Annotated in this window: 19 protein-coding genes; 13 read left to right on the top strand and 6 right to left on the bottom strand. The window is 69.5% G+C overall.

The genetic code is table 11. The features are described 5' to 3' along the window. Positions 1-537: 537 nt before the first annotated feature. Both VF106_RS44775 and VF106_RS44770 read right to left on the bottom strand, forming a co-directional pair. Complete coding sequence (locus VF106_RS44775; RefSeq protein ID WP_330846154.1) at positions 538-1,107, bottom strand: YdeI/OmpD-associated family protein; 570 nt, start codon at positions 1,105-1,107, stop codon at positions 538-540. Continuing rightward, complete coding sequence (locus VF106_RS44770; RefSeq protein WP_330846153.1) at positions 1,097-1,879, bottom strand: META domain-containing protein; 783 nt, start codon at positions 1,877-1,879, stop codon at positions 1,097-1,099. The genes VF106_RS44775 and VF106_RS44770 overlap by 11 nt, the downstream gene beginning before the upstream one ends. 56 nt (positions 1,880-1,935) lie before the next feature. Here VF106_RS44770 and VF106_RS44765 point away from each other — a divergent pair, with 56 nt between their 5' ends. The 5 genes from VF106_RS44765 to VF106_RS44745 all read left to right on the top strand — a co-directional run bounded on the left by VF106_RS44765 (position 1,936) and on the right by VF106_RS44745 (position 8,242). After that, positions 1,936-2,673 carry a DUF1266 domain-containing protein gene (locus VF106_RS44765; RefSeq protein ID WP_330846152.1) on the top strand — a complete coding sequence of 246 codons (738 nt, stop codon included), beginning with the start codon at positions 1,936-1,938 and terminating at the stop codon, positions 2,671-2,673. 11 nt (positions 2,674-2,684) lie between these two features. After that, entirely contained in the window at positions 2,685-3,317 is a 633-nt protein-coding gene (locus VF106_RS44760) for a dTMP kinase (protein ID WP_330846151.1), read from the top strand. 622 nt (positions 3,318-3,939) lie between these two features. Further along, positions 3,940-4,617 (top strand): MtrAB system response regulator MtrA, encoded by a 678-nt coding sequence (mtrA, locus tag VF106_RS44755; RefSeq protein WP_075123969.1) that lies wholly within the window; start codon positions 3,940-3,942, stop codon positions 4,615-4,617. Positions 4,618-4,695: 78 nt separating this feature from the next. Further along, positions 4,696-6,438: an MtrAB system histidine kinase MtrB gene (mtrB, locus tag VF106_RS44750; RefSeq protein WP_330846150.1), complete on the top strand. Its 1,743-nt coding sequence runs from the start codon at positions 4,696-4,698 to the stop codon at positions 6,436-6,438. A gap of 58 nt (positions 6,439-6,496) precedes the next feature. Beyond that, positions 6,497-8,242 carry an LpqB family beta-propeller domain-containing protein gene (locus VF106_RS44745; protein ID WP_330846149.1) on the top strand — a complete coding sequence of 582 codons (1,746 nt, stop codon included), beginning with the start codon at positions 6,497-6,499 and terminating at the stop codon, positions 8,240-8,242. A gap of 964 nt (positions 8,243-9,206) precedes the next feature. Here VF106_RS44745 and VF106_RS44740 read toward each other — a convergent pair. Then, entirely contained in the window at positions 9,207-9,824 is a 618-nt protein-coding gene (locus VF106_RS44740; protein ID WP_330846148.1) for a ComF family protein, read from the bottom strand. Positions 9,825-10,368: 544 nt separating this feature from the next. Here VF106_RS44740 and hpf point away from each other — a divergent pair. Together hpf and secA are read left to right on the top strand one after the other, a co-directional pair. Further along, positions 10,369-11,034, top strand: a complete 666-nt coding sequence (gene hpf, locus VF106_RS44735) for a ribosome hibernation-promoting factor, HPF/YfiA family (protein ID WP_330846147.1) — start codon at positions 10,369-10,371, stop codon at positions 11,032-11,034. Positions 11,035-11,220: 186 nt separating this feature from the next. Further along, the gene (gene secA, locus VF106_RS44730) at positions 11,221-14,118 is read left to right on the top strand and encodes a preprotein translocase subunit SecA (RefSeq protein WP_330846146.1); all 2,898 of its coding nucleotides are present in this window, start codon (positions 11,221-11,223) and stop codon (positions 14,116-14,118) included. Positions 14,119-14,609: 491 nt separating this feature from the next. Here secA and VF106_RS44725 read toward each other — a convergent pair whose 3' ends face one another. Next, the gene (locus VF106_RS44725; RefSeq protein ID WP_330846145.1) at positions 14,610-15,116 is read right to left on the bottom strand and encodes a DUF6912 family protein; all 507 of its coding nucleotides are present in this window, start codon (positions 15,114-15,116) and stop codon (positions 14,610-14,612) included. A gap of 69 nt (positions 15,117-15,185) precedes the next feature. Here VF106_RS44725 and VF106_RS44720 point away from each other — a divergent pair, with 69 nt between their 5' ends. From VF106_RS44720 to pruA, 3 genes are all read left to right on the top strand, one after another. After that, on the top strand, positions 15,186-15,953 hold the full coding sequence (locus VF106_RS44720; protein ID WP_330846144.1) for a TrmH family RNA methyltransferase: 768 nt from the start codon (positions 15,186-15,188) through the stop codon (positions 15,951-15,953). A 60-nt stretch (positions 15,954-16,013) separates the two neighbouring features. Beyond that, positions 16,014-16,493 carry an Rv3235 family protein gene (locus VF106_RS44715; protein ID WP_330846143.1) on the top strand — a complete coding sequence of 160 codons (480 nt, stop codon included), beginning with the start codon at positions 16,014-16,016 and terminating at the stop codon, positions 16,491-16,493. An 81-nt stretch (positions 16,494-16,574) separates the two neighbouring features. Beyond that, on the top strand, positions 16,575-18,203 hold the full coding sequence (gene pruA / locus VF106_RS44710) for an L-glutamate gamma-semialdehyde dehydrogenase (protein WP_330846142.1): 1,629 nt from the start codon (positions 16,575-16,577) through the stop codon (positions 18,201-18,203). On the opposite strand, the gene VF106_RS44705 is transcribed toward pruA, so the two are convergent. Both VF106_RS44705 and VF106_RS44700 read right to left on the bottom strand, forming a co-directional pair. Beyond that, the gene (locus VF106_RS44705) at positions 18,204-19,181 is read right to left on the bottom strand and encodes an LCP family protein (RefSeq protein WP_330846141.1); all 978 of its coding nucleotides are present in this window, start codon (positions 19,179-19,181) and stop codon (positions 18,204-18,206) included. It abuts the gene before it with no gap. Beyond that, positions 19,181-19,684 (bottom strand): SigE family RNA polymerase sigma factor, encoded by a 504-nt coding sequence (locus VF106_RS44700; RefSeq protein ID WP_330846140.1) that lies wholly within the window; start codon positions 19,682-19,684, stop codon positions 19,181-19,183. The genes VF106_RS44705 and VF106_RS44700 overlap by 1 nt, the downstream gene beginning before the upstream one ends. A gap of 155 nt (positions 19,685-19,839) precedes the next feature. On the opposite strand from VF106_RS44700, the gene VF106_RS44695 reads away from it, so the two are divergent. From VF106_RS44695 to VF106_RS44685, 3 genes are all read left to right on the top strand, one after another. Beyond that, on the top strand, positions 19,840-20,508 hold the full coding sequence (locus tag VF106_RS44695) for a hypothetical protein (RefSeq protein WP_330846139.1): 669 nt from the start codon (positions 19,840-19,842) through the stop codon (positions 20,506-20,508). A gap of 11 nt (positions 20,509-20,519) precedes the next feature. Next, positions 20,520-22,613 carry a S8 family serine peptidase gene (locus tag VF106_RS44690; RefSeq protein ID WP_330846138.1) on the top strand — a complete coding sequence of 698 codons (2,094 nt, stop codon included), beginning with the start codon at positions 20,520-20,522 and terminating at the stop codon, positions 22,611-22,613. Positions 22,614-22,703: 90 nt separating this feature from the next. Further along, on the top strand, positions 22,704-25,868 hold the full coding sequence (locus VF106_RS44685) for a S8 family serine peptidase (RefSeq protein WP_330846137.1): 3,165 nt from the start codon (positions 22,704-22,706) through the stop codon (positions 25,866-25,868). Positions 25,869-26,036: the final 168 nt, after the last annotated feature.

The raw sequence follows: 26,036 nt of genomic DNA, 5'->3' as shown, positions 1-26,036 counted from the left end.
CCCTAGCGAGCGCACGAGAGTCCCATTCGCTCGGACTGGCCACCGAAAGTTGTCCACAGGCCCCCGCGACCAGGGGTTTTGTCTGTGTCGGTTGGTACGATGGCCTCGGGGTGGCCCCCCGGGTATGGGTGGGGGATGCCTGCGCAACCATCTGTGTTGGCGTTGATCATGAAACCGCTCAGGCGACTGCAGGGCCGTTGAACCCGTGTGGTGGTTTCGCGGTTGTGTGGGCCGACGGCGAGTGCCTGCTTGGCAGGCGGTTCGAGCGGGTGGCTGTGTGAGGAAGGCGTCGCTCCTGACGCCCGGCGTGAGGAAGGCTCCCCTTCCCCGCACCGCGCTCGGCCAGGGCTGCTCCCGGATGCCCTGAAGGGCACCCTCGGGACGTTCAGCGTCCTCGAGGACACCCTCGAGACATCGGTCGCAGGGGTGCCTACGCAACGGGCATGGGCCGTGACAGTGCCTATGTGGCGATGAGCCTCTTGCGGGGTTGGTTGGCGGTTCCGTGGCGGGCATCGCGCGCTCGGCGAGCGAAGCGGGTCAGTGCAGCGTTTCGCCGCGTTCCAGCATGCCGATGAACTTTTCGATGCGGCGCGCCCTCGTTTCCGGTCGTTTCGCTTCCTCGACGCGGTAGAGGATCGCGTACCGGTTCTGGCTGGTCAGTGTCTGGAAGAACGCTTCGGCCGACGGGGATGCCTTCAGCGCCGCAGCCAGGTCGTCCGGCACCGTCGACGACGCCGGACCCGCGTAGGCGGCCTCCCACCTGCCGTCCGCCTGTGCCGCCTCTACCTCGCGCAGCCCGCGCGGGAACATGCGGCCCTCCGCGATCAGCCGTTCCGCCGTCGCTCGGTTGATCTTCGACCACCGTGACCGGCGCGTTCGTGGCGTGAACCGTTGGACGAACCACTGGTCGTCCACGCGGCGGGCGGTGCCGTCGATCCACCCGTGTCGCAGCGCCTCCTCCAGGGCACCGTCGTGGTCGACCGACTCGAGTCCGGTGCCCTTCTTGGCGATCTTGATCCAGAGGCCGGGGGTGTCGGCGTTCGCCGCCAACCAGGCCGCGAACTCGGCCTGGTCCGCGAAATGGAGTTCGGGTAGCTCACCTGGCACGCAGCTGGATCCCCTTGCCGGACGAGTTCGTGAGCGTCAGCCGGTCGGCGGTGATCTCGTACGTGACCTCGCCCTGCAGCACGCCCGCCACCGCCGTCTCGCCCTGCATGATCTCAGGGGCGCACATCTTCCGCGTCATCGGACCGGGCTCGACCTGCAGCTTGTCGCCGGACTGGGTGTACTTCGCGGTGACGCTGTTGCAGTGCGTGTCGGCGGCGATCTGCGCGCCGTCGAACGTCAGCGTGACCGGCTGCGCCCCGGCCGGCATGCTCGACGCGACGTCGCCGTCGACCAGCGTGTCCAGCTCCCAGGTCGTGCCGGCCAGGGCCCGGTCCGGGTCGACGGCCTCGCGCGGTGCCAGCTGGAACGTCGTCGTGCCGGACGTGATCGTCAGCTGGTCACCGGACAGCTGCCACGACGGCGACGCGCCCAGCGCCCCGAAAACGAAGTTGTCCTGGTCGAGCCGTGGCTGGTCACAGCCCATCTCCGTCGTCGAGCCCTCCTTGATGGCGAGCTTGCCCCCCGACGTGTCCACCTGGCCTTGCATGAAGTTGCAGCCCGCGTTCGCTTTCAGCAGCCCGTCGTCGGTGAACTCGACCGACAGCTCGGTGCCGGGTAGCAGCGTCCTCGGCGCGCCGTCCTCGGTCACCGCGGTGGCGAGGAACGTCCTGCCACGCAGGTCGGGCACCGGCGAGCCGGCGGGCTCGGCGGGCTGACCGCCGCACCCGGCGAGCAACAGCAGCAACGGAACGGCGACGTACGCGAGTCTCATGCCGGGAGGACGGACCCGACCACCTGCGGCGTTGCACGTGGTTACACTTCGCTGGCGTGGTGATCTGCGATCACGTCGAGGGGGTGGTCAGCGCACCCCACGGGCCGTACCACGGCGCGCTGGCCCACGGGTTCGCCTGCGGAGCGCACATCCCGGTGCACGTCTCCCGCCCGTGGAACGCGCTGGACGACCCGTACCGCGACTACCAGAGCATCCGCGAAAGCCTCGCCGACGACTGGGGTGTGGAGACCGCGCAGGACTGGTCGCGGCAGGTCGAGTACCTGCTCGCCGGGCAGAACGTCGGCGCGGAGGCCGACGCCGTGCTGACCGTGCGCCGCGCGCTGCTGCGACAGCAGGGCCACTACGACCTGGTCACGTGGCAGAACGCGGTCCGCGACCAGGCAGGTGGTCGGCGGGCGAACGAGCTGGTCGAGCTGGCCGGCGTCATCACCCGTTACGAGTCCCGCTTCCGCACCGACGGTCTCCTGCCGCCGAACGGCATGGTGACCAGCGTTCTCGGCTACGACTTCGGCCGGGCCGTGAACATGGCGCGGTGGGGTTTCGGCGGCCGGTTCTGCGACTACCCGACGGCGGAGCGGATCGTGCTGCGTGCCGGTGAGCTGTGCCGGCAGCGCTACTCGTCGTGGACCGACTTCAGCGCCGGCTACGCGCTCGGCCGCGTGATCCGCTTCGACGAGGAGAGGTACGGGCACCTGTACCTGTCCGTCCTCGGCCCGCACCGCCTGCTGACGGCCAACCCGTCCAGCCCGTGGTGGCACGTGCCGTTCGCATAGGGTTGCCGCTCGTGGGACGACTGATCGTGATCGAGGGAATCGACGGCGCCGGTAAACGCACGCTGACCGATGCGCTGGAGCGTGCCCTCGACGGCCGAGTGACGCGGATGGCCTTCCCCCGCTACGGGATGAACGTCTACGCGGACCTGATCCGCGACGGCCTGCACGGCCGACTCGGCCCGTTCGGCGACGAGGTGTACGGCATGGCCATGCTGTACGCGCTGGACCGCCACGCCGCCACCCCGGACATTCGCGCTGCCATGGACACCCACGACTTCGTCCTCATGGACCGGTACGTGGCTTCCAACGCGGCCTTCGGCGCGGCCCGCCTGCACCAGGACGCCCGTGGGGAGTTCGTGTCCTGGGTCCGCGCGATCGAGATCGAGCGCTTCGCGGTCCCCGTGCCGCACGCCCACCTGCTGCTGCGGGTCTCCCCCCAGGTGGCGGCCGAACGCTCCGCGCGCCGGGCCACCACCGAAGCCGATCGTGGCCGCGACACGTGGGAGTCCGACGACGCTCTGCAGTCGCGGGTGGCGGCGGTCTACGACGGCCTGGCCGCCGACGACTGGCTGACCCCCTGGCATGTCGTCGACGGCACGACGACACCGGACGCCGCCGAACTGGCCAAAAAACTCGCGGAATAGGTCCGCCCGAATCGCGATTGCTCGCCCGAGAGCCGGCCCCGTCCGATCCCGGGACGGTGTGCTGGGAACCGACGGGTCGATTCGTCGGACTCGGGCGTTCGGTTGTTTGGGCACGTGGCCGGAATCGTCGAACTCGGGGGTTCTGGTTGTTGGACTCGCGAGTCGGCACTGTTGGACACGCGCGGCGTCGAATCGTCGAACTCGCAGGTCACGGATGTTGAACTCGCGGGTCCAGAGCGTTGGACACGCGGGTCGTGGCGGTTGGACACGCGGTTGTCCACAGGGCCTGGTCAGCACGCTCCGGTTTGTCGGTGCCGTGCCGTAGCGTGGAACCGGGGGGCCGGAGGCCACGCCGGGGTTATGTCTGGGGGCTGTGCGTGGTCCCGCGGCGCTGCAGACCCGTGCTTTCGCGGGGGGTGCCACGCTGTGTCGTGGATGGAGAGCGCTCTGTGGTTGAACCTTCAGATGACCGCCGGTGTCTCCCTCGATCACTGTCCAAATGTCACCGAGTAGATTGGTAACGCTGGCTGAAGCGTTACAAAACGTCACTCGGAATGCGGAAACCGGATGAACCGGCCGGGGTCCCGCACGAATGAGCCTCACGAAGTGCGACGATGTAGTCATGAAGGCACGTGTGCTGGTAGTGGACGATGATCCGGCCTTGGCTGAGATGCTGACCATCGTGCTGCGGGGCGAGGGTTTCGACACCGCGGTGGTGGCGGAAGGCAACCGGGCGTTGCCCGCGCTGCGCGAGCTCAGGCCCGACCTGGTACTGCTTGACCTGATGTTGCCCGGCATCAACGGGATCGACGTGTGCAAGGCGATCCGCGCCGAGTCCGGCGTGCCGATCGTCATGCTGACGGCCAAGAGCGACACCGTCGACATCGTGCTGGGCCTCGAGTCCGGCGCCGACGACTACGTCGTGAAACCGTTCAAGCCGAAGGAACTGGTCGCGCGGGTGCGGGCCCGATTGCGGCGCACGGACTCCGAGCCGGCTGAGATGCTGTCCATCGGGGACCTCACCATCGACGTGCCCGGCCACGAGGTGACCCGTGACGGCGTCGCCATCCAGTTGACGCCGCTGGAGTTCGACCTGCTGGTGGCACTGGCCCGCAAGCCGCGCCAGGTGTTCACCCGCGAGGTCCTGCTGGAGCAGGTGTGGGGCTACCGGCACGCCGCCGACACGCGGCTGGTCAACGTCCACGTGCAGCGGCTGCGCTCCAAGGTCGAGACCGACCCGGAGCATCCCGAGGTGGTGTTGACGGTGCGCGGGGTCGGATACAAGGCTGGCCCACCGTGATCGGACGTTCTCCATGAGCGGAGCTGTCGGAACGAACCAACGAGTGCCGCGGCGTCGTGTAGCGGGTGAGGAGCCGGCGTGAGGCGGTACCTTCGCGCGGTCGCCCGTTACGGCGCCCGCGCGGTCGCGTTCGGGCAGCAGCGGGCGGTGCAGTTCGGCGAGCTGTGGCGCCGCTCGCTGCAGGTGCGGGTCGTGGTGAGCACGCTCGCGCTGTCGTCCGCCGTGGTGTTCGTGCTGGGCATGGTGCTGCAGAACCAGATCACGGACCGCCTCCTCGAGACCAAGGAAGAGGCGGCGATCGCGGCCACCCGCGACTCGGTCGCCGTCGCGCAGCGCCAGCTGCAGGGCGTGAACCTGGCGGCCGACGCCGTCCGTCCTCGGCTGCAGCAGGCGTGGAACAAGCTGAGCAGCTCGACGCCGAACACCGACACGGTCAGCTCGTCCGCCGGCACGTTCGAGCCGGTGCTCGCGAGCCCGTCCCAGTCGCTGTCCGCGGACGGAGAGGTGGTCAGCGCCGGGCCGTACGACGACGTGCCGGAAAGCCTGCGTCACTTCGTCGAGAACAACCAGCTCGCCGTGCAGATCCACACCGTGGACCGGCCGTCCGGGCGCACGACGTTCCTCATCGTCGGCACGCCGTTCGGCTCAACGCAGCAGCGGATGCAGCTCTACATGCTGTACCCGCTGACCGCCGAGCAGTCCACGATCGCCGTCGTGCAGAGCACGTTGCTCGTCGGCGGGCTCGTGCTGTTGTTGCTGCTCGCCGGCATCGCGAACCTCGTCACGAGGCAGGTGGTCCGCCCGGTCCGCAGCGCCGCGCAGGCCGCGGAACGGTTCGCGGGCGGTGAGCTGGACGAACGCATGGTCGTCGTCGGCGAGGACGACGTCGCGCGGCTCGCCCAGTCGTACAACAAGATGGCCGAGAGCATCGAACGGCAGATCCGCCAGCTCGAGGAGTTCGGCGGGCTGCAACGCCGGTTCACCTCGGACGTCTCCCACGAGCTGCGCACGCCGCTGACCACCGTGCGCATGGCCGCCGACGTGCTCCACGCGTCCCGTGAGCAGTTCCCGCCGGGGCTCGCGCGGTCCACCGAGCTGCTGGTCGACGAGCTGGACCGGTTCGAGTCGTTGCTCGGCGACCTGCTGGAGATCAGCCGTCTGGACGCCGGCGTCGAGGAGCTGTCGGCCGAGTACGCCGACGTGCGGCCGATCGCGGTCCGCGCCGCGCAGGCCGTCGCCGCCATCGCGCGCAACGCAGGCACCGAGATCATCCTCGACCTGCCCGACGAGGAGACGCCCGCCGAGGTCGACTCGCGACGCATCGAACGGATCCTGCGCAACCTGCTCGCCAACGCGGTCGACCACGGCGACGGCCACCCGGTGCGGCTGCGCATGGCGGCCGACGACGACGTCCTCGCGGTCACCGTTCGCGACTACGGCGTCGGCCTGCGCACCGGCGAGGCGGACCTGGTGTTCAACCGCTTCTGGCGCGCCGACCCGTCCCGCAACCGGCACACCGGCGGCACCGGTCTCGGGCTCGCGATCAGCCTCGAGGACGCCCGTCTCCACGGCGGTGACCTCGACGCCTGGGGCGAGCCGGGCAAGGGTGCGTGCTTCCGGCTCACACTGCCGCGCCAGCACGGCGTCACGATCAAGAGCAACCCGCTGCCGCTGCCGCCGCCGGACGCCAAGGTGCCCACCGGGATGGCCGCGGACGTCCAGCCGCTGACCGACGACGCCATGCGGGTCACGGTCGCCGGCAACGACGAGGCGAAACCCGAGCTCGAACCACCGACGCCCGTGTGGGAAGAGGCCCGATGAGCATGAGCGGAACCAACGATCGGGCACCGCGGTGTCCCGGCGCGGACGAGGAGATGGCATGAGGCGCCGCGCCCATGCCGTGCTCCTGCTCGCACTGCTGGTCATCGCCGGCTGCGCGAACATCCCGGAGGAGTCCACGCCGCACGCCGTGCGTGACGAGCAGCAGCTCGTGACCGAGGCCCCGGTGTCCCCGCCGACGCCCAACCTCAACGCGTTCGACCTCGTCCGCGAGTTCGTCCGCCGGTCCGGCAACCCCGAGTCCGCCAAGCTCTACCTGACCGAGCGTGCCCAGTCGAGCTGGATCGGCGACACCAAGCCGACGATCATCGACGACATCTTCGGCTCGGTGCCGCTGCCGAGCGAGAACGCCCGCGAGTCCGCCGAGGACCAGGGCGGCGTCGAGGGCGCCCGCGTCACCGTCCTGCTGCGGGTGACCCTGCTGGGCCGGCTCGGCCCCGACTCCGCGTTCCTGCCCGGTGTCGGCGAGGCGGAGCACCGGGTCGGCGTGGTCCGCGAGAACGGCCAGTGGCGCATCGACGACCCGCCGCCGGGCGTGTTCGTGACCCGGTCCGACTTCAACGTCAGCTACCGGCCCGTCACCGTCTACTTCTTCGACCCGGACCTGCGCATCACCGTCCCCGACCAGCGGTACGTGCTCGCCGAGCCCGAGAGCGGACTGCCGACACGGGTGTTCTCCGTGCTGCTGTACGGCCCGTCGGACTCGATGGCCCGGTCGCTCGACTCGCCCATCGAGGACGTGGGCTCGAGAACCAACGTCGTCCCCGACGCCGACGGCACGCTGGTCGTCGATCTCGTCCCGCTCGGCGACAAGAGCAAAGAACAGCGGGAGATGATCGCCGCTCAGCTCGTGCTGTCGTTGCAGGAGGTCACGTCCAACCGGCTGCGCATCAAGGGCGACGGGCAGGACCTGATCGATGGCCACGGCGACTGGCGACTGTCGGACATCAAGCAGTACGACGCGGCGACCAAGCCCAGCACGGACACGCCGGGGCTGGTGAGCTCCGGCGGCCGGCTGCGCACCCTGCTCGACGGCAAGCCGGTCCCCGGCCCGGCCGGCGACGGCCAGTACAACGTCGTCAGCGCCGCACAGTCCATCGACGGCCGCCAGCTCGCGGTGGTGACCAAGGTCGGCGAGCAGCTCCGCCTGCGTGTCGGCCGCTACGGCGAGCCGCTGCAGGAGGTCGACTTCGACGCCACCACCATGTCCAGACCGACCTGGCGCGTGTCCACGGCCGAGGGCCAGGACGCGAGCGAGGTGTGGACGGTCGAGGACGGCAACGTCGTGCGCGTCGTCCGCACCGGCGACGAGACCTGGAAGTCGGTCGAGGTCAACGCGTCGGCGCTGGACAGCTTCGGCGCGATCCACGAGCTACGCCTGTCCCGCGACGGCACGAGAGCGGCGATGATCACGTCCGCCGGCAAGCTGGTCGTGGCCGCCGTCGTCCGCGACAAGGACTCGGTCAGCCTCGCCCTGCCACGCACCCTCCAACCGAGGACGATCGTCGACGCCGTCGGGGTCGACTGGCTGAACCAGCACACCCTCGCCGTCGTCACCGGTCAGGTGTCGATGCCGGTGCTCAGGGTCTCGGTCGACGGGCTCACGATGGACCTGTACGACTCGAACAACCTCCAGTTCCCGATGCACGCGGTGACGGCCGCTCCGGAACGCAACGTCGTCGTGACCGACAACGCCGCGGTCCTCCTGGTGGGCGGCCTCGGCCAGGTCTGGCGCCAAGTGCAGAACGGCCAGGGCCCAACCGCGATCCCGTTCTATCCGGGCTGACGGCCTACACAGCGATCACTTCCTTTCTCGGTTGGTGGTCGTTGCGGCTTTCTGGGTGGTGGTTGTGGCGGCCCCAAGGGTTGGGGACGCCAGCGGCAGGAGCGGCCGCCGGAGAGCGGCCTTCGGCGCGGCCGCCCCCGCCGAAGGCAAGAGCCCTCTGCGAGGAGGCCGCCGTCGCGGACGGCCAGCGCTGCACGCTGTCTCCGACGAGGGCCTGCTCGTGTGGAAGCCGTCGCCGGAGGCGGCCTGCGAGGAGGCCGTTGCCGTAGGCGGTCACCGCTGCACGGCGTCACCGCTGCACGGCGCCAGCGAGTGCTTTCCGTGGAGGCCGTCGTTGATGGCTTCCAGTTGGAGAGCGCTGTCGCCGGCTGGTCCGTGGGGAGGCCGTCGTTGGGGGCCCAGCGGATGCCGTCAGGCGAGGTCGCCAGCGCCGACGCCGAGAGCCGTCTGCGAGGAGCCCGTTTGCCGGAGGCGGCCACCGCCGCATGACGGCAGCGCATGACGGCAGCGCATGCCGGCAGCGCATGCCGGCAGCGCATGACGAGGCCGTCGTCGAGAGCCGCCAGCGAGAGCGCCTTCGCTGGGCGGTCAGCGTGGAACCCGTCCGCGCAGGCCGCCAGTGCCACATGCCTTCAGCGTCGAGGTGCTGCGCACGTGGAAGCTGTCGGCCCTGCCCGCCGGCTCGGAAGCCCGTCGCCCAGGGCGACTCAGCGAGGAGGCTGTGGCTGAGGGCCTTCAGCGGAGAATTGCCCACTGAGGGCCCTCAGCGGGAAGTCCTCGTGAATGCCCTTCGCCATGGCCCCTCTCGTCGCAGCCGGTCGCCAGGAGCGCCGGTCCGGAACCGCCGCGATGGTGCCCTGGGGGTGGCTGCACCGCGTGTAGGCACCCGGTGACCTGCTCGCCGAATTGTGAAGTCTGCGTCGGGTGGTCTCGGTGTTCACTCCTCTCTGGTGGCGGTCCTTGTTCAGGTCGTTGCTGTGAAGGCCAGTACGGTCACCGACTTCGTGCCTGCCTTCTCCAGCGACGTGACGCAGGCGGTGGCCGTCGAGCCTGTGGTGATCACGTCGTCCAGCACGATCGCGGTCGTGGGTGCCCTGCCGGTGCACTGGAGGCGGCCTCGGAGGTTCGCCGAGCGGGCCTGTGGGGTGAGGCCCACCGAGTCCCGTGCGCGGCCGGACAGGCGTAGGACCGGAGCGACGGTCGCCTGGTGGCCCGCCCTGATCAAGGCCGTCGCGCAGGCGTGGGCCACCGCCGTCATGTGCTGCCCGTACCTTGCGCGGGCGGCTGACGGGCGTGACGGTGCCGGGACCAGCGCGAACGGGCCGGCCCGGATCGTCGGCAGAACCGTGGCCAGCGCGCCGCCGAGCATCGTGGACAGTTCGCGGCGCCCTCTTTCCTTGTACGCCAACACGGCTCGGCGGGCTGGGCCGGCGTACTCCGCGAGCGCGTACGCGTCGCGCAGGTCGGGGCGTGCCACCGGGAAGACGGCCAGTGAGGCCGCGCAGTCGGTGCACCAGACCGTGGCCGGTATGTCACAGCCGACGCAGTAGGTCGGGAGGATGAGGTCGAGTATCGAACGCATGGTCGCATTGTGCACCCGCCCACCGACAATGATCGGGGCTGGACCAGGGCGGGAGTGGGGGCGGGACACCGCAGAGTGCGCGTTTCAACCTATGGGACGTGAACGAATACCCCCGGACGGGTGAACTTGGTTGGGGAACTCGGATCACCCGAAGATCGTTGCGCGGGTATGGCAGGAAGGCTGAGTCGATCATGCGAAACGGCCGCTGTGCCTGGTCGGGCCAGCGGGGCGCGGCACGGGTCGCCCGCGGGCGAGTCGCCGCGCCGGGAAGTGGGCCATGTAGCTCTCGGTAACACGGGTGGGACAGACAAGTTCGCCCCCCGAGGGGTCTTTTGCAATGGCACAAGCCGAGATAACGTCTCGGCATCAGCTTTCCCGGTTTCCGCAGGGAGGAGGCGAGTAGCCATGCCCCTGGCGCCGGACGAGCGCTGAGGTCTGAGGCCCCCTCAAGCGATCTTTTCTGGTGGGCCCACCACCTTCTGGGACACCGGAGCCCGGCGCCGTCGTTCTTCCACTATCTCGCTGTTGGCGAGGGAGGTTGTGTATGGACATCGTCGTTAAAGGCCGCAACGTCGAGGTGCCCGATCACTATCGAGTGCACGTCGAGGAAAAGCTCACCAGGCTCGAACGCTATGACCGCAAGGTAATCCGTTTCGACGTGGAGCTGTTCCACGAGCCGAACCGCAGGCAGTCGAAGAACTGCCAACGTGTCGAGATCACCGGTAAGGGACGGGGGCCCGCTGTCCGCGCGGAAGCCACCGCCGGCGACTTCTACGCCGCTCTCGACGCCGCGGTCACCAAGTTGGAAAACCGTCTCCGCAGGCTGCACGACCGCCGCCGCGTCCACTACGGACGCCGAAGCCAAACCTCCGTCGCGGAGGCCACGGCTTCCGCCGCCACACAGCTTCCCACGTCGCCCGACACGAACGGGCGTACCCAAACCGCGGTCCTGCCCGCGAGAACAGAGCAGGCTTTCGGCCTTCCCGAGGTGCCGGCACAGCGCTGGGAGGGCGCCGAGGACGAGAACCTCCCCGGTCGGATCGTCCGAGAGAAGGAACACTCGTCCACCCCGATGACCGTCGACCAGGCTCTCTACCAGATGGAGCTGGTCGGACACGACTTCTACCTCTTCCTTGACGCCGACTCGGGTCACCCGAGTGTCGTGTACCGCAGAAGGGGATTCGACTACGGCGTGATCAAGCTGGTCTGACACGAACCCCCACGAACGAAAAGCTCCCGGGCCGCCGGCTCGGGAGCTTTCTCATGCCCGAGTTATCCACAGGCGTGACCAAGGCACGGGCGGCGAACATCGGGGACGGCCTACGATGGGGGTGCGGAAGGGGAGCCGGCTCCCCTCACACAGGCGCGCGACGATCCAGCTAGCGAGGTTGACCTGATGGTGCTGTCCCGGATACTCCGAGCGGGCGAGGGCAAGACGCTCAAGCATCTGAAGCGGATCGTCGAGGAGGTCAACGAGCTCGAGGACAGTGTCGTCGGCCTGACCGACGCACAGCTGCGCGCGAAGACCGACGAGTTCCGCAAGCGCTACGAGGAGCACCGCGACCACGACCTGCCGGACGACGAGACCGACGAGGACGCGCTGGGCGATTTGCTGCCGGAGGCGTTCGCGGTCGTCAGGGAGGCCGCCAAGCGGATCCTCGGCCAGCGGCACTTCGACGTGCAGCTGATGGGTGGCGCCGCGCTCCACCTCGGCAAGGTCTCCGAGATGCGCACTGGTGAGGGCAAGACGCTGACCGCGGTGCTGCCGGCGTACCTGAACGCGCTCTCCGGCAACGGCGTGCACGTCATCACGGTCAACGACTACCTCGCCAAGCGCGACGCGGAGTGGATGGGCCGCGTGCACCGCTTCCTCGGCCTCGAGGTTGGCGTGATCCTCTCGGAGATGACGCCGGACCAGCGCCGTCGTGCCTACCGTGCCGACATCACCTACGGCACCAATAACGAGTTCGGCTTCGACTACCTGCGCGACAACATGGCGTGGACGCTGGACGACATGGTCCAGCGCGGCCACAACTTCGGCATCGTCGACGAGGTGGACTCCATCCTCATCGACGAGGCCAGGACGCCGCTGATCATCTCCGGGCCCACCGACCAGTCGTCGCGCTGGTACACGGAGTTCGCGCGGATGGCGCCGATGATGAAGAAGGACGTCCACTACGAGGTCGACGAGCGCAAGCGGACCGTCGGCGTCACGGAGAAGGGCGTCGAGTACATCGAGGACCAGCTCGGCATCGACAACCTGTACGAGGCCGCCAACACCCCCCTCGTCGGGTACCTGAACAACGCGCTGAAGGCCAAGGAGCTGTTCAAGCGCGACAAGGACTACATCGTCCGCAACGGCGAGGTCCTGATCGTCGACGAGTTCACCGGCCGCATCCTCGCCGGCCGCCGCTACAACGAGGGCATGCACCAGGCCATCGAGGCCAAGGAGCAGGTGGAGATCAAGGCCGAGAACCAGACGCTCGCCACGATCACCCTCCAGAACTACTTCCGCCTCTACCACAAGCTGTCCGGCATGACCGGTACGGCCGAGACCGAGGCAGCCGAGTTCCAGAACACCTACAAGCTCGGCGTCGTGCCCATCCCGACGCACCGGCCGATGGTCCGCATGGACCAGTCCGACCTCATCTACAAGTCCGAGGAGGCGAAGTTCGAGGCGGTCGCCGACGACATCGCCGAGCGGCACGAGAAGGGGCAGCCGGTACTGGTCGGCACCACGTCAGTGGAGCGGTCGGAGTACCTGTCGAAGCTGCTGGTCAAGCGGCGCATTCCGCACAACGTGCTGAACGCCAAGCACCACGAGAAGGAGTCGGCGATCGTCGCCGAGGCCGGGCACTCCGGCGCCGTCACGGTCGCGACGAACATGGCCGGTCGTGGTACCGACATCATGCTCGGCGGCAACCCCGACCACCTGGCGGAGCGGCGCCTGCGTGAGCGCGGGCTCGACCCGATCGAGACGCCGGAGGAGTGGAAGGGCGCTCTGCCGGGCGCGCTCGAGAAGGCACGCGAGGACGTCCGCGCCGAGGCGGAGGAGGTCAAGGAGGCCGGCGGCCTGTACGTGCTCGGCACCGAGCGGCACGAGTCGCGGCGCATCGACAACCAGCTGCGTGGCCGCTCCGGCCGTCAGGGTGACCCGGGTGAGTCGCGGTTCTACCTGTCGCTGCAGGACGAGCTGATGCGGCGGTTCAACGCGCAGTTCGTCGAGCGCGTCATGGTGACGATGCGCGTGCCTGACGACCAGCCGATCGAGGCGAAGATGGTCACCAGGGCCATCAAGAGCGCGCAGACGCAGGTCGAGCAGCAGAACTTCGAGATCCGCAAGGACGTCCTCAAGTACGACGAGGTCATGAACCGCCAGCGCAAGGTCATCTACGGCGAGCGCCAGCGGGTCCTCAAGGGCGAGAACCTCCGTGACCAGGTCGAGAACATGATCGTCGACGTGGTCACCGACTACGTCCGAGGGGAGACCTCCGGTGGCTACGCCGAGGACTGGGACCACGAGAAGCTGTGGACGGCGCTGAAGACGCTGTACCCGATCTCGCTGAAGTGGGAGGACCTCGTCGAGGAGATGGAGGTGGAGGGCAAGGACCTCACCCCCGAATACCTCGAGGAAGCCGTCGTCGAGGACGCCAGGCGCAAGTACGCCGAGCGCGAGGCCGAGATCGACGCGAAGGCCGGCGAGGACGCGATGCGGAAGCTGGAGCGGCAGGTCATGCTGTCGGTGCTGGACCGCAAGTGGCGTGAGCACCTGTATGAGATGGACTACCTCAAGCAGGGCATCGGCCTGCGGGCCATGGCACAGCGCGACCCGCTGATCGAGTACCAGCGCGAGGGTTTCGACATGTTCGCCACCATGCTGGACGCGCTGAAGGAGGAGTGCGTCGGCTTCCTGTTCAACCTGCAGTTCGAACAGCGCGAGCCGGAGCCCTCCGACGCGGCGGCGTTGCCGTCGGGCGCTGACCGCGTCGCGCGGGCCCAGCGCGCGGCCCAGGCGGCACAGGCCGCGGAGGCGGCTCAGCGGGCGCAGGCGCCGTCAGAGGACCGCATTCCGCCGGCACTGCGCGGCAAGGGCCTCGGCGCGGGGTCACAGCCGCAGCAGCGGCTCACGTACAGCGGACCCGCCGAGGGTGGCGGGGTCGAGCAGAAGAGCAACGAGCAGGCCGGTGGCGATGGTGCTGGCGGCGCTGGCGGCGGGGCCAGCGGCAGCCGCCGGGAACGCCGCGCCGCCGCCCGCGACGCGCAGAAGAAGGGCAAGAAGGGGCCGCGTCGGTAAGCCGGGGCTCGTTTGGGTGTTGCCGTCCGGGTTGGGCGGGGGCCGGGTTGCGGGCGGGGGCCGCTGGGGGCGTGGCTTCCGTTGAGGGCGGCTTGGGTGGCGCGGGTTCTGTTGGGCTATGTGTCGGGGTTTCCGGCGCGGGTGGACAGCGTGATGGCTGCCCGCGCCGGACCGCCGCCGATGTCCCAAGGGGCGCTTCGGGAGGTTCAGCCCGGATCCACCGATGATCATGCTGCCCGCGCGCGGTTCTGTGGGTCCGGCGGGCGAAGCCCGCTTCGCGGGCGGTTTCCGCGCGTTGAAGGACGCCTTCCGCACGCCCAGGGTGAGGAAGGCGTCCATCACCACATTGCCCGGGAAGCCCGGTGCTGCGAACGGCGCGTTTGTGCCACCGGCGCTGTCTCGAAAGACGCTTTCGGGTCGTTGAACGTCGTCGGCGCGTCTTTCGGGACATCGGCGATGCCCCGAACGCGCCTTTCGGGACATGCGGGGCGCTACAGCAGCTCGAGTAGGAACGGCAGTTCTTCTGGGGAGTACCAGGCCAGCTCGTGGTCCTCGGCCTCGCCCAGGGTGAACTCCGCGTCGCCGTCGCCCAGGTCTGCCGCGTCTATCACCGCCGCTGCTCCTCGGACGGCTTCCTCCGCGTCCGAGGTGTCCAGGTGTACCGCCGCCACCTGTTTCAGCTGTACAGGGCCGGTCAGGCGCACCACGGCGTAGTCCAGGTCAGGCCTCGGGGTCGCGCCGTCGACGTCCGCCGAGACCACGGCCCGGCGTGGCAGTACCAGCTCCGGCTCCTGTTCGAGTTCGGCGGCCAGCAGGCGCAGTGACGCGCGCGAGGCTTCCAGCATCGCGGCGTACTCCAGTTCCTCGGCGGTCCCCGAGGCGTACGACTCGCGCAGCATCGGGGTGAGCGCGAAGGCCGTGTCGCTCACCGCGGTCAGTTCACCCGCGGCGTTCAGCGTGCGCAGCATCAACACCGTGGCCGGTATGTAGACCCTCACGCGTACTCCAGTTCCCCTCGGCGCCCAAGCTGGCTAGATCCTGACACACCTGCCGCCCGAAGACGTGCGATGCTCTCGCCCGTGGACGGCCAATCACCAAAAGACAGGTTCGTGACCGTGTTCGGTCGCAAGCCCGTGCTGGAGGCGCTTGCCGACGGGCGGCTCGACGTGGACAAGGTCATCCTCGCCGACAACGCCCGGGGCGCCGCCGCGAGGGAGATCATCGACGCGGCCGCGGCGCGGTCGGTGCACGTCGAGCGGGCCAGTGCTCACCGGGTGAAGGTGTTGGCCGGCAACGGGAAGCAGGACCAGGGTGTGCTGGCCGACGTGGTCGCGCCTCGCATGCGCAGGCTCGAGGACGCGCTCGCCGGCAAGTCCGCGCCCACGCGTGTCCTCGTGCTCGACGGCATCACCACGCCGGCGAACGTCGGGATGATCCTGCGGACCGCCACCGCCGCCGGGATCGACGGGATCGTCGTGCCCCGGCGCGGTGTGGCGAGCATCGATCCGCTGGTGGTGAAGGCCTCCGCCGGTGTCGCCTTCCACGCCCCGGTGCTGCGCTGCTACACCGCCGAGGAGGCGTGCCGTGCCCTCCGCGCCGCCGGCTACCCGGTGTACGCGCTGGACGGCAACGCCCGCCAGACGTTGTTCGACGCCGACCTGCCGCGCCGCGCCGCCTACGTGCTGGGTGGCGAGACCGCCGGGGTGAGCGAGGAGGTCCGGCGGCACGTCACCGGCCTGATCTCGATCCCCATGTCCGGCGGCGTGGAGTCGCTGAACGTCGCGAGCGCGGCGGCCGTGCTGTGCTTCGAACTGGTGCGCCGTCGCTCTCGGTGAGCACGGCCACGTTCAGGTGGTCTTTGTCTTCCTCGGGCGGTGGTTCCTCCTCAGTAGGGCATGACCGTTCCCGCCGGGGAGTACGACCGTCTCCTGCTGTGCCCGCTGCCCGACTACGAACCCGACGAGCCGGGTGCGCCGCCGACACGCTGGTCCAGCCTGCGCCCGGCGAGCCGGCCCCAGCTCACGCTCGTCCCGCCGCCACCGGAGCCGGGCCAGCCACCGGTGCCCCCGGCGGCGCTCGTGCGGGTGTTGCGGCACGTACTGGAGGTACTCGACGGCCGTCGCCCGATCGGGCAGTTGCACTCGCTGTTGCCGGACGTGGCGTTCGAGTCGCTGCTGACCCGACTGCGCTCGGTGCGGCCCGGTACGCAGCATCGTCTGCACACCGTGCGTGCCTACTATCCGGTGCCCACGGCCGTGGAGGTCTGCGCGGTGATCGAGGTTCGCACGCCGGAGCGGGAACGGATGATCGCCGCGGCGGCCCGCTTCGAGGACGACGGCGACCACTGGGTGTGCACGGTGTTGCGGCTCCTGTGAGTCGGCTACCAGCACGCCGAGTCGTGACAGGATGGCTGTGGAAGCCACAAGCCGTTCCAGGAGCAGGAGGCGAGCCACACCATGGACGCCGTTTCGTCCGTGCCCACCCCGGCCAACGAGCCCGTGCACACCTACGCGCCGGGCAGTGCCGAGAGTGTGTCATTGCAGCGCCGGATCGCCGAGCTGGAGGGTGAGCGCCACGAGCTCACCATGACCATCGGCGGTGAGCGGCGGATGGCCGGCGGCGAGTCGATCAACGTGGTCCAGCCGCACGACCACCAGCACGTGCTCGGGGTTTCCGCCCAGGCCACGGCCAAGGACGTCACCGACGCGGTCGCGGCGGCCAAGCAGGCCGCGCCCGCCTGGCGGGACCTGCCGTTCGACGAGCGGGCCGCCGTCCTGCTGCGGGCCGCCGACCTCCTCGCCGGACCATGGCGGGACACCCTCAACGCCGCCACCATCCTCGGGCAGTCCAAGTCCGTGCAGCAGGCCGAGATCGACAGCGCCTGCGAGCTCATCGACTTCTGGCGGTTCAACGTCGCCTACGCGCGCCGGATCCGCGAGGAACAGCCCGAGTCCAGCCGCGGCATCTGGAACCGCTTCGACCACCGGCCGCTCGACGGGTTCGTCACGGCCATCACGCCGTTCAACTTCACCGCCATCGCCGGGAACCTGCCCACCGCGCCCGCGTTGATGGGCAACACGGTGGTGTGGAAGCCGTCGCCGACCCAGCAGCTCGCCGCGCACTACACGATGAGGCTTCTGGAAGCGGCCGGGCTCCCGCCCGGCGTGATCAACATGGTCACCGGGGACGGCGCGGCGGTCAGCGAGGTCGCGATGACCGACCCGGACTTCGCGGGCCTGCACTTCACCGGCTCCACCAAGACGTTCAAGCACCTGTGGCGGCTGATGGCCGACCAGCTCGACACCTACCGCTCCTACCCGAGAATCGTCGGTGAGACCGGCGGCAAGGACTTCGTCGTCGCGCACCGTTCCGCCGATCCGGCCGCGGTCGCGATCGGGCTGGTGCGGGGCGCTTTCGAGTACCAGGGCCAGAAGTGCTCGGCCGCGTCCCGCGCCTACGTCTCGCGGTCGCTGTGGGAGAACGGTTTGCGCGAGCGGCTGGTCGACGTCACGAAGTCGGTGTCCTACGGGGATGTCACCGACTTCAGCCACTTCGGCGGCGCGGTCATCGACGAGCGCGCGTTCACCAAACACAAGGGTGTGCTGCTGATGGCCTCGGCCACCTCGACGCTCGAGGTCCTGACCGGCGGCACCTGTGACGACTCGGTCGGCTACTTCGTGCAGCCGACAATCCTGCTCGGCACCGACCCGACGAACGAGGTGTTCACCACCGAGTGGTTCGGCCCGATCCTCGCGGTCCACGTGTTCGACGACAGCGACTACGGCAAGGTGCTCGAACTGGTCGACACCTCGACGCCGTACGCCCTCACCGGGGCCGTGTTCGCGACCGACCGGGCCGCGATCGAGGAGGCACACCGGACGCTGCGCTTCTCGGCCGGCAACTTCTACGTCAACGACAAGCCGACCGGCGCGGTCGTCGGCCAGCAGCCGTTCGGCGGCAGCCGCGGCTCCGGGACCAACGACAAGGCCGGCTCGATCTACAACCTGCAGCGGTGGGTGAGCCCGCGCTCGGTCAAGGAGACGTTCGTCCCGCCGACCGAGCACGGGTACCCGCACATGGGCTAGCTAGTTCACGCAGGGCACGTCGCCGGTCGCCGGCGGCGTGCTCGGCAGGCCGGTGACGAACTGCTTCACCTGGGCCGGGTCGACGGCGATACCGCTGCCCTGCGGCGTGGAGAGGTCGATCTCTCCGATCGGGATCGTCGCGACGCGCAGAGACTTCGCGTTCGTCAGGTCCTGTGCCAGGGCGAGCACGTCCAGACCGGGATCGGTCTTGACGTCGCCCTGGACGGCGGCGATCACCGGTGCGAGGTCAGCGCCCTTCAGCTTGACGGCCAGTGACTGGAGGAACGCCTGCAGCCGGGCGATCCGGTCTAGGTCGCCGTAGGGCAGCCCGTGCCGCTGGCGGAGGAACGCGAGAGCCGCGTCGCCGGCGATGGTCTGTTCACCCGTGCCGAACTCCGCGCCGGAGTAGCGGTCCGACGTGGCCGCGTTCAGACACACCGGCACGCCGCCGACCGCGTCGGCCAGCTCGCCGACGGCCGCCATGTCGACGACGGCGTAATGGTCGACCGGGACGCCGGTCAGGTCGCGGACGGTCGCGAGCAAGGCCTCGATCCCGGACCGGGCGTAGATCTGGTTCAGCTTCGTGCCACCGTCTGTGGCGGGCAGCCAGGAATCGCGGGGAAGCGAGATGAGGCTGACCGAGCCGTCCGCGGCGACCTGGGTGAGCACGACCGAGTCGGTCCACCCGGCCGTGTCGGTGCCAACGACCAGTACGTTCGTGGGCGTCACCGCCTGGGTCGTCTTCTGGGACTGGTCGTCGGCGGCAGGTGGGGTGCTGCGCTCGAACACCTGGGGCACCACGAACGTCGCGACGGCGGCGACGACCACCACCACGGCCGCGGCCGCGAGCACCAGCCCGTACGACCGGCGTGGCCTGCGGCCGCGTACGGCGGCGAGGACCTCGCGGGAGTCGACGGCGCGGGCGGCCTCGTCGGTGAACACGTCCTTGATGAGCTGTTCGGTTCGGTCGTTCGCCATTACAGGGCCTCCCTCACGGGGTGCTGGTGGCTGGCGCGCAGGGTGCTGAGCGCACGGGAGATGTGGCTGCGGACGGTGCCGACCGAGCAGCCGAGGAGCTCGGCGATCTCCTGGTCGCTGCGGTCCTCGTAGTAGCGGAGCACGAGGGCCGCCCGCTGCTTGCGTGGGAGCTTGATGATGTGCGAGCGCAGTGCGTCGCGTTCGGCGTAGATGTGGGCCGGGTCCGCGGTCGGGGTGCCCAGCGCGTCCAGGGTGCTGTGCGTCGCCGCGATGTTCCGCGACGCCTTCCTGCGTCGCCAGGACAGGTACTCGTTGATGATCATCCGGCGGACGTACATGTCTCGCGCCGCCAGGGCGCCGATCCGGTCCCACTTGTGCTGTACACGCACGAGTACCTCCTGGACCACGTCCTGCGCCAGATGGGGGTCACAGGTCAGCGCCGTGGCGAAGCGCAACAGCCGATCTATCCGATCGGCGGCGAACTGGTCGAAGGTGTCCAGCACCGCGACTCCGTTCCTTCTCGATGACGGTCGCCGGTACAACGCGGTCAGGTACCCGGATTGTTGAACGTGATCGTGCACGAGCAACCCGGCGGGGTGTTCGTTCCGTGGTGATCACGGAGCGATGACCGGATCATCGCGGGAGATCCGGAGGGTCGATGAGACGCACACGCTTGGTCACGCCGGTGGTGGTCGCCGCGGTGGCGATGATCGCGGGAGGCGGAACCACCGCCACCGCGGCCCAGGGCAGCACGCCGGCCGAACCGGCCGTGACGTTGCTGACCGGGGACACGGTGACGCTCGGCGGGGAGCACGGCGCGCGGGTGCGTGCGGCGAAGGGCCGCGAGCACGTCTCCTTCTACGTTCGCAAGGACGAGAACGGGGACACCCATGCCGTCCCGGAGGACGCGATCACCCTGCTGTCCCAGGGGAAACTCGATCCCGACCTGTTCAACGTGAGCCTGCTCGCCGAGGCGGGCTTCGGTGAGCGGCTTCCGTTGATCGTGGACTACGCCGGCCCGACGCCACGCGGTGCGGCGGCCGAGGTGACTCGTGAGCTGCCGGTCATGAGCGCCACCGCCGTCGCCGCAGAACGCTCCGGTGCCTACTGGCCGGTCGCGCGCAAGGCCGAGCACGTCTGGCTCGACGAGCCGGTGCGGATGAGCCTCGATCGGTCGGTCCCGCAGATCGGCGCCCCGGCGGCGTGGGCCGCCGGACTCACCGGCGCGGACGCCGTGGTGGCGGTGCTGGACTCCGGCATCGACACGACACACCCGGACCCGAAGGTGACAAGGTCAGCAGTCCCGGTGCCGCGGATGCCGCGCTGACCGTCGGTGCGGTGGACCGGGACGACCAGCTCGCCGACTTCTCCAACCGTGGCCGCGAGGGCGGCGGTCTGAAGCCGGAGATCACCGCGCCGGGCGTTGGCATCGTGGCGCCGAAGGTCGGCGGCGGCCATGTGGCGATGTCCGGTACCTCCATGGCGACGCCGCATGTGGCTGGTGCGGCGGCGATCCTGGCCGGCCAGCACCCGGACTGGACCGCGGACCAGCTGAAGGCAGTGCTCATGGGCAGTGCGAAGCCGAACGGCTCGGTGCTGGAGCAGGGTGCCGGCCGGGTGGACGTCGCGAAGGCCAGTGCCGCGACGGTGTTCGCGTCCGTGACGGTCATCGACCACGGCGTGGTGCAATGGCCGCACGGCGACGACGCGCCGATCGAGAAGACGATCACCTACACGAACACCGGTGCCGAGCCGGTCACGCTGGACCTCGCGGCGGACGTGGCTGGTGCTCCACAAGGGATGTTCACGTTCGCGCCGGCTCGGCTGACGGTGCCGGCGGGTGGTCAGGCGAGCACGACCGTCACCACGGACACGAGGGTCGAGGCACCGGACGGCGTCCACAGCGGTGCGATCACCGCGACCGGCGACGGTCAGTCGGTGCGCACGCTGATCACCGTCACCCGTGAGGTCGAGAGCTACGACGTGACCGTGACGGCCATCGACCAGACCGGTGCACCATCTGTCGAGGCGGGCTACTCGCTCGTGGATGTCAACAACCCCAGGGCATACAGCGGGTACGACCCGTCCGGCACGTCCGTCGTGCGGGTGCCGAAGGGCGAGTTCTACTTCGAAGGCAGCATCCTGACCCCGTCCACCCCGGGCCGGTTCAAGTACACCGAATTCTTCGAGCCCGTGTTCATGGTCACCGGCAACCGTGAGGTCGTGGTCGACGCGCGGCAGGGCAAACCGGTCAACTTCATGGTGGACAAGCCGAACGCGAAGGTCGGTGACGCGCTGTTCCGGTTCGAGACAAGCGGTGCCTGGGGCAGTCTGAGCAGCACCGCGCACATCGCGAACTTCGACGACCATTTCTTCATTCCGTCCACCACGGCGAAGAAGGACAGGGTGATCTTCACCGCCGAGGCACACCTGGGGGAGTGGAACGGGAAGGCGTTCGACGGCAGCTACATGTACCACTTGCGGCGCATCGAGAACGGCGCCCTGCCGCAGGAGTTCCAGTGGCATTACCGTGACTCGAAGCTCGCGAAGGTGCGGGCGGAGTACGCGATGGCCACGCCCGGTGTGGTCGGTGTCCGGCAACGGTTCCTCACCGTGCCACTGCCCAGCACGCTGACCGAGTACTACACGCCGAACGAGCCGTGGGACGGCCAGTTCGCCGAGGCGATCGATCCGGACAGCTACGACTACGTCTCGGTCACGGAGCAGATCGCGCCGAGGAGCTTCCCACTTGGCCGAACCACCACGGAGCGCTGGAACACCGGCGTGTTCGGGCCCGCGTTCCCACGCGGCGACGACTGGTACTTCGCCGCCCGGCTCGGCAACCTGCTCAGGGTCAGCTTGCCGCTGGTCACCGACCAGAGCCGGGGTCGCGCGAACTTCGCGAGCGGTGACGGCGCCACCACCCTCCTACGGGACGGGGTGGTGGTCGGCGAGTCGCCTGCCCCCGGTGTCGGCGCGTTCGAAGTGGGCTCCGAGCGGGCGACGTACACGCTGCGCACGTCGGTGGACCGGTCCGCGTTCGCTCATCTGTCCACTCAGGTCAGCTCGGAGTGGACGTTCACCTCGGAACACGTCGCCGGAGACCCCGCTCGGCTGCCGTTGCTGGCGGTGCGGTTCGCGCCGAACCTGGACGCCGGCAACGCCGCGCCGGCCGGGAAGCCGTTCACGATCCCGGTCTACGTGCAGCGCAACGGGGCCGACGTGGGCCGGGTGAACATGCCGTCGGTCGAGGTGTCCTATGACGACGGTGCCACGTGGCGGGCCGCGCCGGTCAGCCGTCATCGCGGTGAGTGGAGGACGGTGGTCGACCATCCGGTCGGCGCGAAGTTCGTGTCGCTGCGGTCGAGCGTCACCGACCCCGCCGGCGACAGTCAGCGCCAGACCATCATCCGGGCGTACGCACTGTCCTGATCCGCCGTGCAACCCGGCGCACCCCTCCGGCGTATTGATCACGCGAGCGGCAACCGACGAGGCGTTGTCGCGTGGTTTCTGGAGGGGTTGATGACCCACAGACGGGCTCGGTTGAGCCTGCTCTCCGCGGCGGTGGCCGCGGGTGTGGTCGCGTCGGTCATGGGGGTCGCGCCGGGTGCCGCGGGGGCTGTCGCGGCACCCGGCGCGGTGGGGCCGACGGTGACCTTGCTGACCGGGGACAAGGTCACGATCGGCGGGATGCGTGGAGTGAGCGTGCAGGCGGCGAAAGGCCGTGAGCACATCGCCTTCTACACCCGCACCGACGAGCAGGGGGACACGCACGTCGTCCCGAGTGACGTGGTTCCCCTGCTGTCGGCGGGAAAGCTCGACTCACGCCTGTTCGACGTCACTGAGCTGGTGCGGGTCGGGTACGACGACGCCTCCCGTGACCGGCTACCACTGATCGTCGACTATCCCGGCCGGACGCCACGCATGGCCGGCGCACAGGTCAGCCGGGAGTTGCCGGGTATGAGTGCGGCCGCGGTCTCGGTCGAACGGTCGGCCGATTTCTGGGCCACGGCACGGAACGCGGAGGCCATCTGGCTCGACGGGCCGGTTCGCGCAAGCCTCGACCAGTCGGTGAAGCAGATCGGCGCGCCGGAGGCCTGGGCGGCCGGGAACACCGGCGCGGGCGTGACGGTCGCGGTGCTGGACACCGGGATCGACGCCGAGCACCCGGACCTCGCCGACGCGGTCGTCGACGCCAGGAACTTCACCGACAGCGACACCGCCGACGACCGGGCCGGGCACGGCACGCACGTCGCGTCGATCATCACGGGCAACAGCGACAAGTACCGGGGCGTGGCGCCGGATGCCAAGCTGCTCAACGGAAAGGTGCTCAGCGACGCCCTCGAGGGCCAGGAGTCGTGGATCATCGCGGGTATGGAGTGGGCCGTGGCCGGCGGTGCCGACGTGGTCAACATGAGCCTCGGTTCCCGGTACCCGACCGACGGCACCGACCCGATAGCACAGACCGTGAACCGGCTGACCGAGGAGACCGGCACGTTGTTCGTGGTCTCCGCCGGGAACACCGGCGGACCGGTCGGCAGCCCCGGTTCCGCGGACGCCGCGCTGACCGTCGGTGCGGTGGACCGGGACGACTCGCTGGCCGCCTTCTCCAGCCGTGGCCGCGAAGGTGGCGGGCTCAAGCCGGACATCACGGCACCCGGCGTGAACATCATGGCCGCCCGGGCGGGCACCGACGGCCACGTGGGGATGTTGGGCACCTCCATGGCCGCGCCGCATGTGGCCGGCGCGGCGGCGGTCCTGGCCGGTCAGCATCCGAAGTGGACGGCAGACCAGCTCAAGCCCGCCCTCATGGGCAGTGCGAAGCCGAACGGCGCCATTCCGGAGCAGGGCGCCGGGCGCGTGGACGTCGCCAAGGCCAGCGCCGGCACCGTGTTCGCGTCGGTGGCGAGCATCGACAACGGCACCGTGCGGTGGCCGCACGGCGACGACGAGCCGATCGAGAAGGCCATCACCTACACCAACACCGGTGCCGCGCCGGTCACGCTGGACTTCGCGGCGGACGTACCCGGTGCGCCACAAGGGATGTTCACGTTCTCCCCGGCGAAGCTGACCGTGCCGGCCGGTGGTCAGGCCACCGCGACCGTCGTCACCGACACGCGAGTCGAGGCGGCCGACGGCTACTACCTCGGCAGGATCAACGCGACGGGCGGTGGTCAGGAGGTGCGCACGCTGATCGCGGTTACCCGTGAGGCCGAGAGCTACGACATGACCGTCAAGCTCGTCGACCACGACGGTGCGCCAACGGACAAGTACTTCTACCAGTTCGTGGACCTCGAGACCGCTCGGACCCATACCGCGTACGACCCGTCGGGCACCGTGGTGGTGCGCATGCCGAAGGGCGAGTACTTCCTCGAGGCCACCGTCTCGACGCCGGTCGGTGACCGGGCCAAGCACGCCGTGTTCGCCGAGCCCGCGCTCACGGTGGCCGGTGACAGCGAGTTCGTCGCCGACGCACGGGAGGCCAAGCCGGTCACGTTCACCCTCGACAAGCCGAACGCGCGGGGCGGCGACGGGTTGTTCCAGGTCCACGCGAAGGTGCCGACCGGCATAGCCGGGTCCACCGCGTTCATCGAGAACTTCGAGAACTTCTCCTTCAAGCCGTCCACCACGTCGCGCAAGGACGGGTTCACCTTCGTCGCCGAGCTACGCATGGCCGAGTGGAACGGCACGTCGTTCGACGGCAGCCCGTACCTGTTCAACGTGCGGCACACGGAGAACGGCTCGGTCCCGCGGACCCTGCAGTGGCGCCTACGCGACTCGCAGCTCGCCAAGGTGCGTTCGGCGCACGCGGCGGCGACGCCCGGCATGGTCGGTGTCCGGGAGCGGTTCCTCGCGGTGCCGCTGCCGACCACGCTGACCGAGTACTTCACGCCGGACGTGCCGTGGGACAACAGGTTCGAGGAGATCCCCGGCCCTTACCAGTACCCGGCGGTGTCGACCGTCGAGCAGCTCCAGCCGAAGACCTACCGGCTGGGCCGCACCACGACGGAACGTTGGAACATGGGTGTGTACGGGCCGGCCTTCCCCGGCACGAACTCCCGGCACGGCGGCTGGTACTGGGCCGGCCGGGTCGGCCGCAACCTCAACTTCGACCTGCCGCTGGCCACGGACCAGGGCCGGGGCCGGATGGGCTTCGGTGCGGCGGAAGGCAGCCTGACGCTCCTGCGCGACGGTGAGGTCCTCGGCGAGAGCCCGTACGCGGGCAGCGGTTCGTTCCAGGTGACGCAGATGCCGGGCGTGTACACGCTGCGCGCCACGGCCGACCGGTCCGCACGCGCCCGACTGTCCACTCAGATCAGTGCGGAGTGGACGTTCGCCTCGCAGTACGTCAGTGACGAACTGGTGCACCTGCCGCTGCTCGCGCTGCGGTTCGCGCCGGACCTCGACGGCCACAACGCGGCGCCGGCTGGGAAGCGGTTCACGATCCCGGTGTACGTGCAGCGCAACGGTGCCGAGGTGGGACAGGTGAACACGCCGTCGGTCGAGGTGTCCTACGACGACGGTGCGACCTGGCAGGCGGCGTCGGTGAGCCGGCACCGCGGTGAGTGGAAGGCGACCGTCGACCACCCCGCCGGCGCCGGTTTCGTGTCGCTGCGGTCGACGATCACCGACCCGAACGGGAACGCGCAACGCCAGACGATCATCCGCGCGTACGAGCTGAAGTGAGATAACGAAAAACGCCCCCGCCGGATTGGCGGATTCCAGGGGTCGTCGCAACACAAGTGGTTAACTGGCTTCGGTCAGGAGTTTAGCGAGGCGCTCGGCTGGGGTGTCCCAGCCGAGCGTTTTGCGTGGGCGGCCGTTGAGTTCGGCGGCGACGGTGTCGAGGTGGTC

Source organism: Actinophytocola sp. (assembly GCF_036378875.1).
Lineage (GTDB): Bacteria > Actinomycetota > Actinomycetes > Mycobacteriales > Pseudonocardiaceae > Actinophytocola.
The sequence above is the reverse complement of the archived record's forward strand: the minus strand, read 5'-3'. Positions and strand labels throughout refer to the sequence as shown.

What these genes read in the sequence shown, in the direction of transcription:
- VF106_RS44770 (WP_330846153.1), bottom strand. Translation starts at nt 1,879, where the DNA reads ATGAGACTCGCGTACGTCGCCGTTCCGTTGCTGCTGTTGCTCGCCGGG.
- mtrA (WP_075123969.1), top strand. Translation starts at nt 3,940, where the DNA reads ATGAAGGCACGTGTGCTGGTAGTGGACGATGATCCGGCCTTGGCTGAG.
- VF106_RS44745 (WP_330846149.1), top strand. Translation starts at nt 6,497, where the DNA reads ATGAGGCGCCGCGCCCATGCCGTGCTCCTGCTCGCACTGCTGGTCATC.
- VF106_RS44740 (WP_330846148.1), bottom strand. Translation starts at nt 9,824, where the DNA reads ATGCGTTCGATACTCGACCTCATCCTCCCGACCTACTGCGTCGGCTGT.
- hpf (WP_330846147.1), top strand. Translation starts at nt 10,369, where the DNA reads ATGGACATCGTCGTTAAAGGCCGCAACGTCGAGGTGCCCGATCACTAT.
- secA (WP_330846146.1), top strand. Translation starts at nt 11,221, where the DNA reads ATGGTGCTGTCCCGGATACTCCGAGCGGGCGAGGGCAAGACGCTCAAG.
- VF106_RS44720 (WP_330846144.1), top strand. Translation starts at nt 15,186, where the DNA reads ATGCTCTCGCCCGTGGACGGCCAATCACCAAAAGACAGGTTCGTGACC.
- VF106_RS44715 (WP_330846143.1), top strand. Translation starts at nt 16,014, where the DNA reads ATGACCGTTCCCGCCGGGGAGTACGACCGTCTCCTGCTGTGCCCGCTG.
- pruA (WP_330846142.1), top strand. Translation starts at nt 16,575, where the DNA reads ATGGACGCCGTTTCGTCCGTGCCCACCCCGGCCAACGAGCCCGTGCAC.
- VF106_RS44705 (WP_330846141.1), bottom strand. Translation starts at nt 19,181, where the DNA reads ATGGCGAACGACCGAACCGAACAGCTCATCAAGGACGTGTTCACCGAC.
- VF106_RS44695 (WP_330846139.1), top strand. Translation starts at nt 19,840, where the DNA reads ATGAGACGCACACGCTTGGTCACGCCGGTGGTGGTCGCCGCGGTGGCG.
- VF106_RS44685 (WP_330846137.1), top strand. Translation starts at nt 22,704, where the DNA reads ATGACCCACAGACGGGCTCGGTTGAGCCTGCTCTCCGCGGCGGTGGCC.